This is a genomic window from uncultured Imperialibacter sp. (assembly GCF_963974565.1).
Classification (GTDB): domain Bacteria; phylum Bacteroidota; class Bacteroidia; order Cytophagales; family Cyclobacteriaceae; genus Imperialibacter; species Imperialibacter roseus.
The window spans coordinates 62,359-79,160 of record NZ_CAXBCJ010000013.1 but is presented as its reverse complement, the minus strand read 5'-3'; the positions used below and the strand labels follow the sequence as shown (position 1 = coordinate 79,160).

Annotated in this window: 17 protein-coding genes; 12 read left to right on the top strand and 5 right to left on the bottom strand. The window is 45.7% G+C overall.

Annotation, left to right across the window (positions count from 1 at the left end; genetic code table 11):
- Positions 1–66: 66 nt before the first annotated feature.
- The 4 genes from AAC052_RS18105 (at position 67) to AAC052_RS18090 (ending at position 2,494) form a co-directional block, all read left to right on the top strand.
- Positions 67–387 carry a metalloregulator ArsR/SmtB family transcription factor gene (locus AAC052_RS18105; protein WP_317488712.1) on the top strand — a complete coding sequence of 107 codons (321 nt, stop codon included), beginning with the start codon at positions 67–69 and terminating at the stop codon, positions 385–387.
- 48 nt (positions 388–435) lie between these two features.
- Entirely contained in the window at positions 436–1,320 is an 885-nt protein-coding gene (locus tag AAC052_RS18100) for an arsenite methyltransferase (protein ID WP_339814912.1), read from the top strand.
- Entirely contained in the window at positions 1,289–1,960 is a 672-nt protein-coding gene (locus AAC052_RS18095; protein WP_339814911.1) for a protein-tyrosine-phosphatase, read from the top strand. Before AAC052_RS18100 ends, AAC052_RS18095 begins: the two co-directional genes overlap by 32 nt.
- An 81-nt stretch (positions 1,961–2,041) precedes the next feature.
- Positions 2,042–2,494: a hypothetical protein gene (locus AAC052_RS18090; protein ID WP_317488715.1), complete on the top strand. Its 453-nt coding sequence runs from the start codon at positions 2,042–2,044 to the stop codon at positions 2,492–2,494.
- A 121-nt stretch (positions 2,495–2,615) separates the two neighbouring features.
- Here the strand turns inward: AAC052_RS18090 and AAC052_RS18085 are convergent, their stop codons facing one another.
- From AAC052_RS18085 to AAC052_RS18075, 3 genes are all read right to left on the bottom strand, one after another.
- The gene (locus AAC052_RS18085) at positions 2,616–5,426 is read right to left on the bottom strand and encodes a TonB-dependent receptor (protein WP_339814910.1); all 2,811 of its coding nucleotides are present in this window, start codon (positions 5,424–5,426) and stop codon (positions 2,616–2,618) included.
- 245 nt (positions 5,427–5,671) lie between these two features.
- Positions 5,672–6,946, bottom strand: a complete 1,275-nt coding sequence (locus tag AAC052_RS18080) for a hypothetical protein (protein WP_339814909.1) — start codon at positions 6,944–6,946, stop codon at positions 5,672–5,674.
- Between the two features lie 195 nt (positions 6,947–7,141).
- Entirely contained in the window at positions 7,142–8,128 is a 987-nt protein-coding gene (locus tag AAC052_RS18075) for a MoxR family ATPase (protein WP_317488718.1), read from the bottom strand.
- Positions 8,129–8,405: 277 nt separating this feature from the next.
- On the opposite strand from AAC052_RS18075, the gene AAC052_RS18070 reads away from it, so the two are divergent.
- From AAC052_RS18070 to AAC052_RS18060, 3 genes are all read left to right on the top strand, one after another.
- Positions 8,406–8,693, top strand: a complete 288-nt coding sequence (locus AAC052_RS18070) for a hypothetical protein (protein ID WP_339814908.1) — start codon at positions 8,406–8,408, stop codon at positions 8,691–8,693.
- Between the two features lie 2 nt (positions 8,694–8,695).
- Positions 8,696–9,220: a GNAT family N-acetyltransferase gene (locus tag AAC052_RS18065; RefSeq protein ID WP_339814907.1), complete on the top strand. Its 525-nt coding sequence runs from the start codon at positions 8,696–8,698 to the stop codon at positions 9,218–9,220.
- A gap of 89 nt (positions 9,221–9,309) precedes the next feature.
- Positions 9,310–9,834: a DinB family protein gene (locus AAC052_RS18060; RefSeq protein WP_317488721.1), complete on the top strand. Its 525-nt coding sequence runs from the start codon at positions 9,310–9,312 to the stop codon at positions 9,832–9,834.
- Positions 9,835–9,878: 44 nt separating this feature from the next.
- Here the strand turns inward: AAC052_RS18060 and AAC052_RS18055 are convergent, their stop codons facing one another.
- The gene (locus tag AAC052_RS18055; protein WP_317488722.1) at positions 9,879–10,634 is read right to left on the bottom strand and encodes an NUDIX domain-containing protein; all 756 of its coding nucleotides are present in this window, start codon (positions 10,632–10,634) and stop codon (positions 9,879–9,881) included.
- A gap of 120 nt (positions 10,635–10,754) precedes the next feature.
- Here AAC052_RS18055 and AAC052_RS18050 point away from each other — a divergent pair, with 120 nt between their 5' ends.
- The 5 genes from AAC052_RS18050 (at position 10,755) to AAC052_RS18030 (ending at position 16,096) form a co-directional block, all read left to right on the top strand.
- A complete protein-coding gene (locus AAC052_RS18050) occupies positions 10,755–11,534 on the top strand; it encodes a prolyl oligopeptidase family serine peptidase (RefSeq protein ID WP_339814906.1) in 780 nt (259 codons plus the stop codon).
- Positions 11,535–11,626: 92 nt separating this feature from the next.
- Entirely contained in the window at positions 11,627–13,111 is a 1,485-nt protein-coding gene (locus tag AAC052_RS18045; protein ID WP_339814905.1) for an acyl-CoA synthetase, read from the top strand.
- 9 nt (positions 13,112–13,120) lie between these two features.
- Positions 13,121–13,246 carry a hypothetical protein gene (locus tag AAC052_RS18040; RefSeq protein WP_317488725.1) on the top strand — a complete coding sequence of 42 codons (126 nt, stop codon included), beginning with the start codon at positions 13,121–13,123 and terminating at the stop codon, positions 13,244–13,246.
- A 5-nt stretch (positions 13,247–13,251) separates the two neighbouring features.
- Positions 13,252–14,769 carry a sodium/solute symporter gene (locus AAC052_RS18035; RefSeq protein WP_339814904.1) on the top strand — a complete coding sequence of 506 codons (1,518 nt, stop codon included), beginning with the start codon at positions 13,252–13,254 and terminating at the stop codon, positions 14,767–14,769.
- A 103-nt stretch (positions 14,770–14,872) separates the two neighbouring features.
- Complete coding sequence (locus tag AAC052_RS18030) at positions 14,873–16,096, top strand: hypothetical protein (RefSeq protein ID WP_339814903.1); 1,224 nt, start codon at positions 14,873–14,875, stop codon at positions 16,094–16,096.
- Positions 16,097–16,098: 2 nt separating this feature from the next.
- Here AAC052_RS18030 and AAC052_RS18025 read toward each other — a convergent pair whose 3' ends face one another.
- Entirely contained in the window at positions 16,099–16,776 is a 678-nt protein-coding gene (locus AAC052_RS18025) for a DUF2807 domain-containing protein (protein ID WP_317488728.1), read from the bottom strand.
- Between the last annotated feature and the right edge of the window lie 26 nt (positions 16,777–16,802).

Below are 16,802 nucleotides of genomic sequence, written 5' to 3'. Positions count from 1 at the left end.
AAAATTTTACAGGCTTGCTTGGTCAGCAAATTTATTAATCGTAATATTGCAATGTAATTATAAATTATGGGTGTAACAAAGACAGATCTGTTTACGGCTGAACAAAACGACCTGGCCCTTATCGCCAAGGCATTTGCGCATCCGGCTCGTGTGGCCATCGTTGACTACTTACTCAAAGCTAATGCCTGTATCAACGGCGACCTTGTGGAAGAACTCGGTTTGGCACAAGCCACCATCAGTCAGCACTTGAGAGAGCTAAAAGACATGGGCATTATTAAAGGCACGATTGAGGGAGTCTCTGTAAGCTATTGCATTGACCCTGTTCGCTGGGCTGAAATAAAGGGCCTTTTCAATAAGATGTTTGACAGGCACCCCTTCTGCTGTTAAAAAATTTACTTACAGGCATCGTAATATTGCAATTAAACATTAAGAAATATGCAAACCTCTGAAGAACTAAAATCCATCGTTCGGGAAAAATACAGCAAGATTGCCGAACAAGACATCGCTGTGAACCAATCATCGTGCTGCGGGGCAGGCGGTTTTTCAAACGAGGTGTATAATATCATGACTGACGACTACACCGGAATGCAGGGCTATGCTCAGGAAGCAGATCTTGGGTTGGGATGCGGGCTTCCTACCCAGTTTGCTAAAATCCAAAAGGGAGATACGGTTATTGACTTAGGATCTGGCGCTGGAAACGACTGTTTTCTGGCACGGCACGAAACCGGCGAAACTGGCAAAGTAATCGGCGTAGATTTTACTGACGCCATGATCAAAAAAGCACGCACCAACGCTGAAAAGCTTGGGTACAACAACGTAGAATTCCGCCAGGGTGATATTGAAGAAATGCCCGTTTCAGACAGTGCTGCTGACGTAATAGTCAGCAACTGTGTACTTAACCTTGTCCCCAACAAACAAAACGTTATCAAAGAAATATACCGGGTGCTGAAGCCAGGAGGCCATTTCAGTATTTCAGACATTGTGTTGGTAGGCGACTTGCCAAAAGCTCTTCAGGAGGATGCTGAAATGTATGCTGGTTGCGTAGCTGGTGCTATTCAAAAGGATGAGTACCTGGGATATATCAGCGAAATGGGATTTGAAAATATCACCGTGCAAAAAGAAAAAGCGATTGTGATACCCAATGATATATTGAGTAAGTATCTTTCTTCAGCCGAAATAAATGCTTTTAATAATGGACAAACAGGGATTTTTAGTGCTACGGTCTTTGCCCAAAAACCTGGCAAATCAGTTAAAATAGCTGTAGTAACAATGGATAAGCTTCCTGCCAATGCCTGCGCTCCTGGCTCGGGTTGCTGCTAATCTTATTCACAATATCAAGACAAAACATATGGTGCTACTGCCCAAGATCGAAGCCAGCATTAAGACATTGCCAGTCGACAGTATTCCTCTGGAAAGAAGGGAATTACTCAAGTTATTAATCGACTATGTGCAAGACAAAAAAAACGAGGGGGTAGTGCCCCGGCTCAATTTCATCTGTACCCATAATTCCCGGCGCAGTCAGCTATCGCAAATATGGGCCAAAACAGCAGCCGACTACTTTGGCGTTGACGTTGAAACGTTCTCCGGCGGTGTGGAAGTCACTGCGTTTAATGAAAGGGCAGTGGCGGCCATTGAACGAGCTGGTTTTAAAGTGACCGAAAAAGCGAATGGCAGTAATCCCATTTACTTCGTTTCTAACCAGAAACCAGGCGATCCCATTACCGCCTTCTCAAAAGTCTACGACGATACCACTAACCCAAATGCTGAATTTGCAGCGGTAATGACTTGTTCAGATGCTGACGAAAACTGTCCTTTTATACCGGGTGCTGAAGCCCGGTTACCGATTAGGTACGAAGACCCAAAAGCGTTTGACAATACACCAGAGGAGGCTGCCAGGTACGACGAGCGCTCCCGGCAAATCGCTACTGAAATGTGCTATGTGTTTTCGGAGATAAAATAAGCTTTTCCGATAGATACTGACCAACGGGAAAATTGGGTGGTTGCGCCTGATTTTATATTTTCGCAGCAAACCAAACACGACATGAACAAGACTATTCTTTTTTCCGGGTTGCTATTTTTTACCCTGATTGGTTGCAAACACCGGGTAGTTGTAGATGCGCCAGCTATTTTAAGACATTCTCCGGAGGAAGTAGAGGCCATTTTGGGCAAACCAGATAGTACTTATGCCACCGAGACACTTGCAGGCCCCGCTCTCGCACAGCATTTCAGGATGTATAATGTGGAGGTGGAGTATGTAGACAACAAAGCCAGCTACATTTCTGTAAAAGGCCCTCATGGGCTCCCATTTTCAGAAGAAGCACTAGAGGCTTTCAATGCAAAAGCCTTGGGGGAACCCACCAAGTCGGCGGATGAAAAGGTGCTGCGCTGGATAAAAATGCAGGCACCAATTGAAGCCATTAGCTTTGCCGCCACTCATTACGACAGTCTGCAAAATGTAGACAACTTTACTGTTACTATTATTGGAAGGAAATAGGGAGAATCGCCGACGAAAGACTATTAAACGGGAAAAAGGGAGCTGAGCTCCCCTTTTCCCGTCTATCATTTCTATCTCAATAGTAGGCTGTTAACTAAATTGCAGCGCCTAAGTATTCAAATCAGAAAGTGTAAGTATACTTCAGAGAGAAGAGTCGTTGCGGCATGTAAAGCGAGAACAGCTCCTCTTCGTTACCAAATTTATATACCTGCTGATCTTTTGCATTAAGAAGGTTCTTTGCAGTAAAGCTTAGCGCTGACTGGCGGCTTCCTCCAAACTGCTGTGTCACGTTCAGGTTCAGGCTATTGAATGGCTTTTGATAGACGTCAGGAATATTAGATATGCCGATGAAAGTGATCGTTTCGCCCTGGACGTTGTATGACAAGTTTGTTGAAAACCCAATTTCATCATTCTGATACAACAGGTAAGCGTTTACGACATAAGGCGATTGGCCGGTCATTTCTCTGTAAAGTTTTACAGAAGAAGCATCACCACCTTTGTAGCTCACCTCACTATCGTATTCGGTTTGCCCCTGCTCACTTACCGTTACTGTCTTTCTGTTAACCCGTGAGGCCACAATCGACACGTTGGAGCCTATTGAGAAGTTCTGCAAAGCAGGAGTGATAAAGCTCAGGTCTTTCCTTACTTCAAACTCTGCACCATACACCTGGGCTTCGCCCACATTTCTTGGCTTTAGCTGACCGGGATTGTTAGGGAAGAAAACCAATGCGATGTGGTCAGTAAAGTCTTTATAAAAAACTGATGCAGATACCATTTCGCCTGGGGTGAAGAAATACTCCCACCTCAAGTCATAGTTGAGTATTTGTGCCTGCTTCAGGTCCAAATTACCCGAGAATTGTATTCTGGTGATAGGGTCTTCGATAAACGCTGAAGACTTCTCTTTGAAAGATGGACGTGCCAGTGTCTTATTAAATGAAGCCCTCAGGTTCATATTCTCCTGTAGCGCATATACAAAATTCAACGAAGGCAGCAAGTTAGTCTTGTCCAATGTTTTAGTGTTCTCTTCCAGCTGGCTGGAGTTGTCCTCATTTAATCGGATTCCAGTATAGAACATCTTGACGTTTTCTACTCTCACACCATAAATTGACTTCAACTTGCTTGTGATATTCATTTCATTCATCACATAGGCAGCATATGTAGACTGGCTACCATCGTAGTTGTTGTAGGCGTTACTGTTGTTTTGAACATACAGACCTCTGGGGTTTTCCGCAGAATACAAATTAGCATCAGTCAGCAACCAGTTAGCGTCGTTTTGCTCAATCTGAAATGCTTCAAGTGGATCGTAGTTATACGCATTCACTTTGAATTCTCTCCACTTCAAAGCCACCATGGCCCCAGCCTTCAACTTATTATTGTCGTTTAGATCGTATGTAAGGTCTGCCTTGAAGCTTTCATTTGTTTCCTTCAACTCTCTCCAAAATCTGTCAATGCCACCACCATTTCTAAAGGCATAGGTGTCGTCATCTTCATTGATTCTGGTATCACGATAATCCGGATCGGTAATTCCTGAAAATAAAAGTGAGTTTGTCCAATCCACCCGGAGCCTGCCAAACTGATGCTTACCGTACAAGATGTTGTTAGTCATCTGGCGTTGGGTATAAGCAAGGATATCGTTATGGATATGAGTTGGGTTGTTCAGCGTAGTGAAGTCTATCTCACGATCCAAAGCAGTGCTTACGCCATTCTGCGTACGAAATATATTTGTACCAATGGTGTGATTATCAACCTTAGCGGCCAGGGTTCCCAATGCACTCCAAAGCACGTTGTTAGAGCTCAAATCACCCACGGCTGTAAAGTCCCTCTCGAGGCTAACCTCAGCAGAAGTACGGTCTTTTTCAAAACGCTTTCTTGTGAAACCTTCGTAAAAAGTGTTGGTATTAGTGTAGTTGAATATGGCGTTGTAGCCCCATGTCACTTTGTTTCTTTGCACCTGATTGCCATGTGACAGAGAAAAATTGGTGTTCATGAAGTTGGTAGACCGGGATGTTCCTAAAAGAGGTGAGAACTTCTTTGTTGTTTCTTCTACAAAGGAATTAGGCAATGTTGGGATAGAAGCGCTGGCTGATATTGGAAGCGCTCTTGCTCCGTTGTCCCAGCCCAGCGCATCAGTAGATGAGCCTTTGTATGACACGGCGTTGCTATTGAAATGCATGGCCGGGTTGTAGCCAAAGCTTAAAGAAGCTGAACTGGTCTGCTCTTCAGGAAAAGCTTTGGTTTGAATATTAACCAAGCCTCCGGCAAAATCCCCTACCAGATTTGGGGTGAATGTTTTGTAAACAATCACATTCTCAAGCACACCTGTTGGGAATAGATCCACTTGCACATCGTTTCTATCTGGGTCGAGGCCAGGGATAATCATCCCATTCAGCGACGTCTTTGTGTACCTGTCACCCAGGCCACGTACGTACACATACTTATCACCCTGAATGGTCACGCCAGTCACCCTGTTCATGGCTGAAGACAGGTTGCTGTCACCTACTCTTCTGAAAGAAGCAGAAGAAATGCCATCCATGGTGTTGATAGATTTCTTTTGAACAGACAACAAACCAACGTCGTTGTTTCTGATTACTTCAGCTGTAACAACTACAGACTCGAGCTCCGTTACATCCTCACTGATAGGAATGTCGAGTGTGGTAGTTTGTCCGGCAACTATTTCAACGCCTTCGATAGTTTTGGACTGATAAGAGACGAATTGCACTTCGATGGTATGGGTGCCTGGCTCAAGGGTCAATGAAAAGTTGCCATCGAAATCGGCAACAGCACCAGTGGTAGTGCCCTTCTTGATAACAGCCGCCCCAAACAATGCCTCACCGGAGATTTGGTCGTAAACTTTACCTCTTAAGAACCCGGTTTGAGAAAATGCCGACGAGGAGATACAAACCGCCAGCGCAACAATAAAGAACTTCTTCATAAATAGACTCAAAATTAATTCGCTGCAAAGGTAGACACCGACAGGGCTAGAACTGATTAGGGGAACTTTATCAGTTTTTTAATAAAAAGACTCAAAAGTGAGGATTTGATAACATTTCCGTAATATTGAATCGAGTGGTGTCAAGTATGGAAAAACAAAAAAGGTAGCCGTGGAACACCACAACTACCATTTTCAGTACGAGTCTTATTTATGAATTATCTTCTATAAGTTCGCTTCGACTATTATCAATCGAAGCTCTTAGTGTATACTTCAAAGGCTGAAGTTGAAACTTTAGAGAATACAAGTGAACCAGCAGCTGTGTTAGAAGCCGCATCTTCAGTCTCCTCGTATGTTTCTGTATCGAATGAAGCGGACAATATTACTTTGCCACTCTTCAAGACCACGTTGGTAACTGTAGCTTTGGCTTTGGCTTTGAAGTCAGCTGTTGTAGCCTTTCCGCCAACACTCTCAATAGTTCCGTTTTTGATAGTGAATGATTTATCCAAGCTGCCTTCTCTGCCGTCGATTTCCAATCCTTTGTCAGAGTCAGAGCTAACGTACACAACGAAGTTGTCTATAGTTCCAGCGTATGACTGATCCACATCAAGACCATCATCACCAACAGTGTATATAAGCACACTCTTAACATTTACAGTACCCCCGAAAAATTCGATACCATCGTCAGAGTTAGAATAAACTTCAATGTTTTCGATTGTTGTGCCAGTTCCCACACCACCGAGGGTAAGCCCATTAATTTCACTTCCGGCAGCGATTTCAGCGCCACCGTGGCGGATCGAAACATACTTAATAACTCCTGAGTTGTCATCAGCGGCGGTTCCTCCGTATCTTCCGTTAGTGTCGGCTGCGTCAACACCTTCAATCTGAGGGTCTTCAGTTTTGGCACTTACAGGCGCTTTGCCCAAGACTACTAATCCACCCCATTTACCCCGATCGCTTTCGGTCAAAGTAGTGCCCGAAAGGTCACCAGGCTGAATGTCGTCGTCGGTTGAAGTCATAATGATAGGATCCTCAGCAGTACCTTCGGCCATAAGCTTTCCGCCTCTGGCAATCATTAGCACGGCAGCGTTAGCTCCGGTCAGTTCGGCATTACCTTTAATGATTGTTCCGGCTTCGATTGTTAGCGTCACGCCATCAAGAACGGTAACACGGGCGTCCAACTGATACACTTTGTCTTTTGTCCATTCAGTATCTTCAGAGATGTTAGCAGATACTTTAACTACAGTAGCCTCAGCTGATGGCTCAGATGGAGTCTGATCAGTGCCTCCCAGTTGACCTTTAACAAAAGCCAGCGTCCAGTCTTCGAATACTGATGCATCAGTAACGCCAGTTGCAGATGCGTCTGAAGAAGCTTTTGCGCTTACTGCCGTTTGAGAAGCAGCAACTGCATCAGCAATTTTTTCTTCTGTTGTCTTTTCAGGCTCTGGCTCATCGTCGCCGCCACATGATGATGCGAACACTAAAACGCCCGCCATAAAAAGTAATGATAAGATCTTGTTCATGATTCAACTTTGTTTTTTGATTTCAAAAGTCTTTGAGCCGCAAAGTTGAGCACTTAATGTTAAGAGGGAGGAAAAGCGATGTTACGATATGATTAAACTAATTTTAAAAAAATTACCCCTGCGTGACGTTTGTTAACATGGTGTTACGTCGCAGGGGTAAATCAATATGGGTTCAGCAATAAGTTATCGAGTCGCTTATTTACCTATAGATACTTTGTTGAGCAATTCTTTAACGATCTGCTGGGTGGTAATTCCATCAGCCTCCGCCTCATAGTTAAGAAGAATACGATGGTTGAGCACGTCGCTGGCTATTTCCTTGATGTCTTCCGGTAACACATAATCTCTCTCATCAAAAAAAGCGATGGCCTTGGCCGCAAGGTTCAGGTTGATGGAAGCTCTGGGAGAAGCTCCAAATTGGATATAGCCGGCAAAGTCTTTAAGACCATTGTCAGCCGCCGTTCTTGTGGCAAAGACCAGCTCCACAATATATTTTTCAAGTGACTCGGAAATAGAAACCTGGTTGATTTCATCACGGATCGCAAAAATATCTTCTTTGGAAAGCACCGTATCCACCTTGGCATTAAAGCTCATATTCGCCATTCTGCGCATAATCTCTAGCTCTTCGGCCTTGGTAGGGTATTCAATATTTACTTTCAGCATGAAACGGTCGACCTGCGCCTCTGGCAGCGGGTATGTGCCTTCCTGCTCCACTGGGTTCTGTGTGGCCAGCACCAGGAAAGGCCTGTCAAGGTAAAAGGTGGTTTCCCCAATAGTCACCTGCTTTTCCTGCATGGCTTCCAGTAGCGCCGACTGCACCTTGGCGGGCGAGCGGTTCACCTCATCGGCCAGGATAATGTTGGCAAAAATGGGGCCCTTTTTCACTTCAAAATCAGCCTTTTGCTGATTGTATATCATCGTACCCACCAAATCGGCGGGCAGCAAATCCGGCGTAAATTGTATCCTCTTAAAATCGAGATGCAACACATTGGCCAGCGTGTTCACGGTGAGGGTTTTTGCCAGCCCGGGCACACCTTCGAGCAGGATGTGGCCGTTGGTGAACAGGCCAATCAACAGCCTGTTGATCATGTACTCCTGACCGACTACTACTTTTCCGACCTCACTTATTACCTTCTTTATTTTCTCCTGGTGCTCTCTTTTAAGATCTGTTGTCGATGTTTCCATTATGCACGAACTTTTCCTGGATGTAAACTATGTATTGTTGAACTCCTGACACTTTAACAAACGGCTAAGTTACCTCAACCCTGTATACATAAACAAACATGGTTTACGTGGAAGTGTTAATTAATGTTAAAAACGGTTATAATATTGAAAGCAATAGGTTTGGCGAGGTGCTGTTGCACCGCAACAAATAGCATTTCATGTAGGGTGGATTTGATTCAACAATTAATTGACAGTCAGCTATTGAACACATATTTTCGAAAAAGAATAAAAGGAAACTATGACTTTCGACGAATACAAGGTATCCATTCAGGGCCAAGCTCCACCGTTGAACTTGAGTGAAGAATTAAAAGGGCTCTGGTGGGACGGAAAGGGCAGCTGGGACAAGTCGCACGAAACAGTTCAGGACCTGGATAGTGAAAACGCCGCCTGGGTGCACGCCTATCTTCACCGCAAAGAAGGTGATGTTTGGAACGCTGACTATTGGTACCGGCGAGCTGGCAAGGTGAGACCAAAAGTGACCCTTGACGAAGAATGGGAGCACATCGTGAAAGCTTTGCTGGACTGAACATGCGTAAAAATATTTCATTCAAAAGAGTCGGAACCGACCAGGCAGAAACCCTGCTTGACATAGCGGAGCTTACCTTTCGGGTGGGCTTCCAGCACCTCAACGACCCGGAGGATTTCGAAGCCTATATGGCAGAGGCCTTTTCGCTGCAGCAAACGAAAAAGGAACTGGTTACCGAGGGGTCGGAGTTTTACTTTGCCATCATGGGAGAGGAAGTTGTCGGTTATATCAAGCTGAATCATGGCGCAGCGCAAACGGACATCGCTACAGAGCCAGGCATCGAACTGCAACGCATTTATGTAATGCCGGAGCATCAGGGGAAAGGAATAGGGCAACAGCTACTGGACTTTGCCATCGGTACTGGCAAAGAAAGGCAATTCCCTTACCTCTGGCTGGGCGTGTGGGAGAAAAATGATGGTGCCATCCGGTTTTACAAACGCCACGGCTTCCAGCAATTTGGTAGTCACACCTTTATGCTGGGCAACGACCCACAAACCGACCTTCTGATGAAGCTGCCATTGGGTTAATCTGAAAAGGTAACTTTAATTTATTCAAGAGCTTACCTTAATAATTTGAAAAAGGCGTATTTTCATACCCTTATTAAAATCCTACAACCATGAAAAAGAATTTTTTATTAACGCTGGCTTTCCTGGCCTTCGTTGCCAGCAGCAAATGCTTTGCCGTTGACCCGGCCTTCCTTGTGAAAGAATGGGAAAGAGCCAAGGCCTTCACTTTAGAGTATCTGGAAGCGATGCCAGCTGACAAGTACGGCTACAAGCCTACACCTGAGATCAGGTCGTTCGAACAGCAGTTGCTGCATTTAGCAGACGCCAACTTCGGCTTTACAGCTGGAATCACCGGAACGGCTAGCCCTGTTGAAAGAGGAGGCGCCGAAAAATCAGCCGGGAAATCGAAAGAAGTCACCGTGAAAATGGTGTCGGACAGTTATGATTTCGTGATCAATGCGCTGAAAGGAATGACTGCGGCTCAGATGGCCGAAACGGTTAGTCTTTTTGGTATGGACATGACCCGGGAAGTTGCCTTCGGTAAAGCTTTTGAGCATCAAACGCATCACCGGGGTCAAACTACGCCATATATCAGGCTGGCTGGTGCCACTCCGCCGAACGAGAAGTTATTTTAATACTTTATAAAACCTTACTAAGTCTTGCGGCTTAGTAGGGTTTTTTACCAGCTCCCTTTCAACCCAATTTTCAAGGCAGCGTTGTATTTCTTTACATCAAAGCTATAGAGATAAGGCGCTTTGTGTGCACCCCCTTTTCTTCTCTCGCCCAAATCTTTCAAAATGCCATAAGCGAGCATTTTACGTTGGAAATTTCTTCGATCCAGCTCTTTTCCTAAAATAGTTTCATACAACCTCTGAAGCTCTGGCATGGTAAACTTGACCGGAAGCAACTTGTGACCAATAGGCTGGTAGTTGATCTGAAATCGTAGCGTATCCAGCGCTTTATCCGCTATCTCCCGGTGATCAAGTATCATGTCTGGCAGCTCGTCAACGCTTTTCCATTCGCAGGCGTCAGAAATATCATCAGGCCGTGGACTTGCCTTCGAAAATTCTATCAGGGCATAGTACCCCATGGTAATGAATCGCTGTAAAAACCAGTGATCCTTCACCGGATCCCGGCCACTTTGTTTGAAAAGCTCAAGATCCATTTCGTGATCGTGCCTGTCCGGATCCCCAAACGTGTAGAACTGTTTTAGGAAGATATCCTTCAACCCGGTTCTGTTCTCCAGCACTCTAATAGCCGCCAGGTCAATATGCTCATTCTTCTCTACGAAACCTCCGGGCAAGGCCCATTTGGACGTGTGCTTCATTTTCAGCAGCAGCACCTTTAATTCATTTTCATGAAACCCAAAAATCACACAATCTACCGAAAGACCGGGGTGGTATTTTTCAGCAGCTTTATCCAGAAATTCCGACATTTTCTAACGTATTCAATCAATCCGGCAAGTAAGAAAAAGAATATTACATCATTCAAGTTTAAAAAGAAAACTGTAGGTTGTGTCACTAATACACATTTTACAATACCACCAACAAAAGTTATGAAGAAATTAGTTGTGCTGATCATACTACTCACATCATTTAAGGCAAAATCGCAGGACTTCTCCCTTTTTGAAAAAAAAGAGTTTGTGAGCGAAAAAGGCGGCGTGCTGCCCTACCGGGTTTTGTATCCGGAAAACTATGACAAGACTAAAAAGTACCCTTTGGTGCTGTTTCTGCATGGTGGGGGAGAGCGAGGCACTGACAATGAAAAGCAGCTGGTAAATGGTGTGAAAGCATTTCTGGAGCCTGAAAACAGAAGCAAGTTTCCCTGTATTGTTATAGCACCGCAGTGCCCCGAGGATAGCTACTGGGCATCGGTAAAGTTTGAACGAACCAAGTATCCGTTGGAGCTTGATTTCAACTATGGCTACGACATCACCAAAGGTTTACAACTGGCCATTGACCTTACGAAAAGCGTGATGAAAAGTGAGTCTGTCGATAGCAAGCGTGTCTATATCACTGGCCTCTCCATGGGAGGCATGGGGTCGTTGGAGGCTGTGTATCGCTATCCAAAAATGTTCGCTGCCATTGCTGCCGTGTGCGGGGGTGCCGACCTCAATGCCTACTCGAAAAAGCAGGCAAGAATACCCTTTTGGCTCTTCCATGGCAGTGAGGATGGCGTGATTGCCGTTGACAATTCAAGGAAACTTAACGAAAAGCTGAAGGAGATGGGGGCCGATGTGCAGTACACAGAATATCCGGGTGTCAATCACAATAGCTGGGAAAATGCATATGTAGAGCCTGGCCTGTTTCCCTGGATGTTTTCAAAAAGCAGGTAGCTTTCCCCGATCAAACCAAGCCGTCCCCAAGAGAAGTGAACACTTGTTGGTCGGGTCAATTTTACTTATGTTGTTAGTCTGGAACCTACTCAATGCTACAACTCTTTCAAAAGGCTAAAATTTACGCTCAGAAAACCGCCATTGTATCAAATGGCGGCTCCTACACTTACCAACAGCTTCTTTTTGCTTCTCAGCAGCTTGCCGCTCTCCTTCTGGATAGGACTTCTGATTTAAAGGAACAGCGAATTGCCTTTCTTGTGGAACCCGGTTTTGACTACGTCAGGGTGCAATGGGGTATTTGGCAGGCGGGAGGCATTGCGGTGCCACTTTGTATCACACATCCGCTTCCTTCCCTTCAATACGTCATTGAAGACACAGAGGCCTCGGCTATCGTGGTGTCGCCTTCCTTCAGAGAGGTTTTGCAAGGCTATGCAGAAGATAAAACCATTAGGTTCGTAGTGCTGGAGCCTGAGAACGATCGCAAGCCAGCAGAACTACCTGAGATTGACAAGTCTCGCCGGGCGATGATTCTGTATACCAGTGGCACCACCAACCTACCCAAAGGGGTGGTAACAACGCATGCCAATCTGGAAGCACAAATTTCAACGCTCGTAGCCGCCTGGGGCTGGACTTCTGCTGATCACACGTTATGCATTCTGCCACTGCACCACGTGCACGGCATCATCAACGTAGTCAGCTGCGCTTTATGGTCAGGGGCGGTCTGTGAGTTCTTGCCCTCTTTTTCTACGGAAAAAGTGTTCGACCTATTTGCAGCCAGCAGGCTCAATGTGTTCATGGCAGTGCCCACAATCTATTTCAAGCTCATTGCCCATTTTGAAAGCCTTGATGAAGGTGAACAGCAACGACTCACCGCCGCTATGAAAAGGTTTCGGCTTATGGTGTCGGGCTCTGCCGCCTTGCCAGTTTCGGTAATGGAAAAATGGGAAACAATAAGCGGACACCGCCTGCTGGAGCGCTACGGCATGACCGAGATAGGCATGGCCATCAGCAATCCCTATGTGGGCGAAAGAAAAGCGGGATTTATTGGACTACCGCTGCCAGGCGTCAGTATCAGGTTGGCTGACGAGGCAAACATTAAACTGGCAGATACTTCTGAGCCCGGGGAAATTCAGGTAAAGGGACCAAATGTCTTCAAAGAATATTGGCGAAAGCCCGAGGCTACGACCACATCTTTCACCACGGATGGTTGGTTCAAAACAGGCGATATTGCCGAGGTTGAACATGGCTACTACAAAATTCTTGGCAGGAATTCAGTGGATATCATTAAATCGGGCGGATACAAAATATCGGCCCTGGAAATTGAAGAAGTCCTCAGAAGCCATCCGGCCGTCAGCGATTGCGCCGTAGTTGGCCTTCCCGATGAAGAATGGGGGGAAACAGTGGCTGCGGCCATTGTTGGCGATGCCTCGCTCGACACTGAAGAGCTCACCCCCTGGCTCAAAGCCCGCATGCCGGGCTACCGGGTACCGAGAAAATACCTGTCACTTTCAGAGCTTCCCCGAAATGCGATGGGCAAAGTGACAAAAAACGACGTGAAAAAGCTTTTCAACACCTAACCCAACGCTATGAGCTTCTGGATCAGCTTTCCCTTTTGGATGATGCTTTTACTTCTTGTACTTAATAGCTTTCTGGTATCCGGCTTCAGCGATAGTATCAAAGACGATGACACCAACAACCCCGTGGAACACTGATCAACATGGACTACCTATCACAACACGGGCTCACGCTCCTTTTAATTGCGGTTTATGTAGGACTTATTATCTACATCGGCTGGCACTTTCAGAAGAGGGCTTCTCAAAATGTAAATGAGTATTATCTGGCCAACCGAAAAATCCCGGGTTGGGTAGTGTCCCTGGCCTTTTTCTCTACATTCATTAGCACCAGCACCTATATCGGTCAGGCAGGTGAGTCTTTCAAATACGGCCTTTCCTGGGCCTATGTAGCGCTGTTTTGGGTAGTATTTTGCATGATTTCCTGGCTGGTGATGGGGCCCAGAATGCGTAGTCAATCCATCCGGCTAAAGTCAGTAACGGTGCCGGATTATTTTCACCTGCGCTACCAAAGTAATCTCTCCAAGAGTATTCGGGTGCTCTCCTCCTTCATTATTCTTTTTGCCACGCTGTGGTACATGACTGGTATTGCCAAAGGTGGTGCCAATTTGCTCAATACCGTATTGGATGTCGACTATGGACTCGGTGCCTTTATCCTGATCTTCTTCACCTGTGGCTATACCATGGCAGGCGGCATGTACGGTGTGATGTGGACCGATGCCATCCAGGGGATCCTCATGTTCCTTGTGGCCATTATTATGCTGATTATCCCTTTCTACTTTGCAGGCGGTTATTCACCACTAATGGAGAAGCTCGCCAACCTCCAGCATGTAACGCCCGATGGCTCCCCAATTGGCGACGGCATGATGACGTTTGGGGGAGTAGCCAGCATGTATTACATCATTGCGATAGGGCTCACGATAGGCATGAAGCAGGTGTCCGATCCTAAGCTGATTATCCGGTTTTACTCCATCAAGGACAAAGCCAGCATGAAGTTTGCCATGACCTGGACACCCATTTTCCTTGGGATTTCGCTGATTTGTGTAATGTGCGTGGGGGCTTTGGTGCATGTGATGGTGAGTGATGAAGAGGCTGCCTATCTCATCAACAATACGGATGAAGTTGTTGGCGTAATGTTCAACAAGCTCAATAGCCCAACAGTAAGTGGCATTTGCATGATGGGGCTTTTTGCTGCAGGCATGTCCTCGCTAGCCTCTGTCACGTTTATCGCAGGCACCTCTATTGTTAAAGACATCTGGAATATCTGGAAGCCGATGGAGGAACAAAAGATTGTGAGGCGTACGAAGTGGGCGATGCTCGGCTATTGCGTAGTGGTGTTCCTTTTCACACTCTATCCTCCGGCGGGCGTGGTAGAAATGTCTTCCTTTGCAGGATCAGTCTTCGCTGCCAGTTTTTTTCCAACCATCTTTGGAGGCCTTTACCTGCGCTGGGGCACCGACATCGGAGCGCTATCCAGCATGGTGGCTGGTATGGTGGTGAATGTGATCTGGCGCTTCGGAATCCGGTTCAATTTTGAAGGCATGGAGCAGGTGCATGAGGTCTTTCCGGCTTTTGTTATTTCCTTTTTGGTGTACGTGGTGGCTAGTAAATTGACTTCAAATAGGGTACCTGACAAAGACCATCTGAAATTAGTTTTCAGCTAGAGTTTGTCGTACAGGTATTCATTTGCCTCTTCATATATTTAATAATAAGAATTTTCATTGAATTAGGCTTGTATTCTCTACTTTTGTCTTACATAGATACTGTATGAGAAATAAGGCTTTTTCAATACTAGTTTTAGTAACTACGGCCTTTATCATGGCCGGGTGCGGAAATGATATTGAGTCGCCAACCAAGTCTACCTGGCACAAAACTTTCGGTGGAGCGGGCGATGACTTTGGAATTGATATTAAGACTACTTCAGTTGGAGAAATTATTATACTTGGACAAAGTCAAAACTTAGCTTCGGATTCATCATTTGCAAGAGTCATCAAACTTTCCGCAGACGGCATCATCCTGTTTGATCGAACGATTAAGACAAGAAAATTCTCTGTTCCAAATGGTTTGATGCTTAATGCCACTGATGAAATTATTGTCTTTGGCAAAACCTATGATATCGAAGGCGAGTCAAACTCCTATATCCTCAACCTGTCGTCTTCTGATGGATCAATTAACTGGGAAAAAGTTCATGACCTGGGAATCGGTGACGAAATAACGGGTATGATAGGAGGCGAGAATGGAAAGTACCTAGCTGTTGGAAATTTGAAAAATGAAGATGGCGGCTTTCCCGGAGCCGGCCTACAAATGAGTGTCGTTATAGAATTCAGTTCTACGGGCGACTTGCTGGGTTCCGGACATTATATTCGCTTCTACGATCCAGGATTAATTTCGAAAGGTATATCAATTGATAAAAATGGCAACTACCTCGTTCTGGCGGCGACATCCCCTAGCGTCTCACCATATGAAAACGACACTTACAGAGGCTTTTCGTACTTCTACATGCGCAAAGATAATTTTGGGCAAATATATTTCGCATATACTCTCGATTTCGAAATTGAAAACATCGCAAATAGTACCGGTTCCTATGCCCAGAAAATGGACGGCTCTGATGTAGCTTTTCTGATGGCTTCAGGCACCAGTGCTGGAGGAGCAAAATCTCAGACCATTCTGCATGAGCTAAATTTGTCGTCTTCCGATGATCCAATGAACGCTAGTTTTATTGACATATTCGCCAAAGACCTGCTTCTAACTGCAGAAGGAAATTTCATTTTAGTTGGCGATCAGGCGTCTACCCGAGACCTGATGGTTAAAAAGGTGGGGCCGGGTTTGGTTGAGGAATGGTCCAAGGTATTTGGAGGTAAAAACAGGGACACTGGTAGCGGAATTATTCAGATAGGCGACTATTACTATATCTTAGGCAGCACCGAGTCAGAAGGGGCCGGGCTAAATGATATCTGGGTACTTAAGATTGACGCATCAGGGAATTTATAGTGCTAAACCCCAAAATTCACATACTCAACTTCCCGCTGCTGCTGCACCGCCTCTTCTGACATGATCACACCACCACTGCCTGTGTTCTTGATCACTTTGGACGGAGAGCCGTTGTAAATAACTCTCCCATTGTTAGTTGCTTCTATCTCCAGCGACTCGGTTGCATGTATGACGACCGATCCTTCATCCCAAATCCTCACTTCTGCACTCTTTGACTCAAGCCCTGACCCATACAGTCTGCCCTTCTCGGCCATCACATGCAGGTTTTCCACTTTACCTTCAAGCTTTACAGTACCCTTGAGTAAATCCAGGCTCAAGCTTTGTCCGTTTACGTGATGCATATAGATGATTGACTCCTGTGTCGACTCGATACGTGCCAGGTTAGGGGAACCGAGCTTCAAATTAATCGGGCCAGCCACAGACTTGCCTTCCTTCGCAGAAATAATCAATGTTTCTCCCAGCAGCTCCCATTTTAGGTTTTCAAAATCAGCCTCTGACACCACCAAAGTTCCATGAGAAGGCTGGCTGGCATCCACCTCAATATTGGCCTGAACATCGACAACCAGGGAGGTGTAGTGGCCAAAGTCCCTTTCATGAGCTACATAATCGTTTGACTGCGACATTGAGGGTGCAGCACTCAGAAGGCTAACGCCAATAAAAAAGGCTGAGAGTAGTTTCATAGTGGTGGAGATTTAACTTCAATATG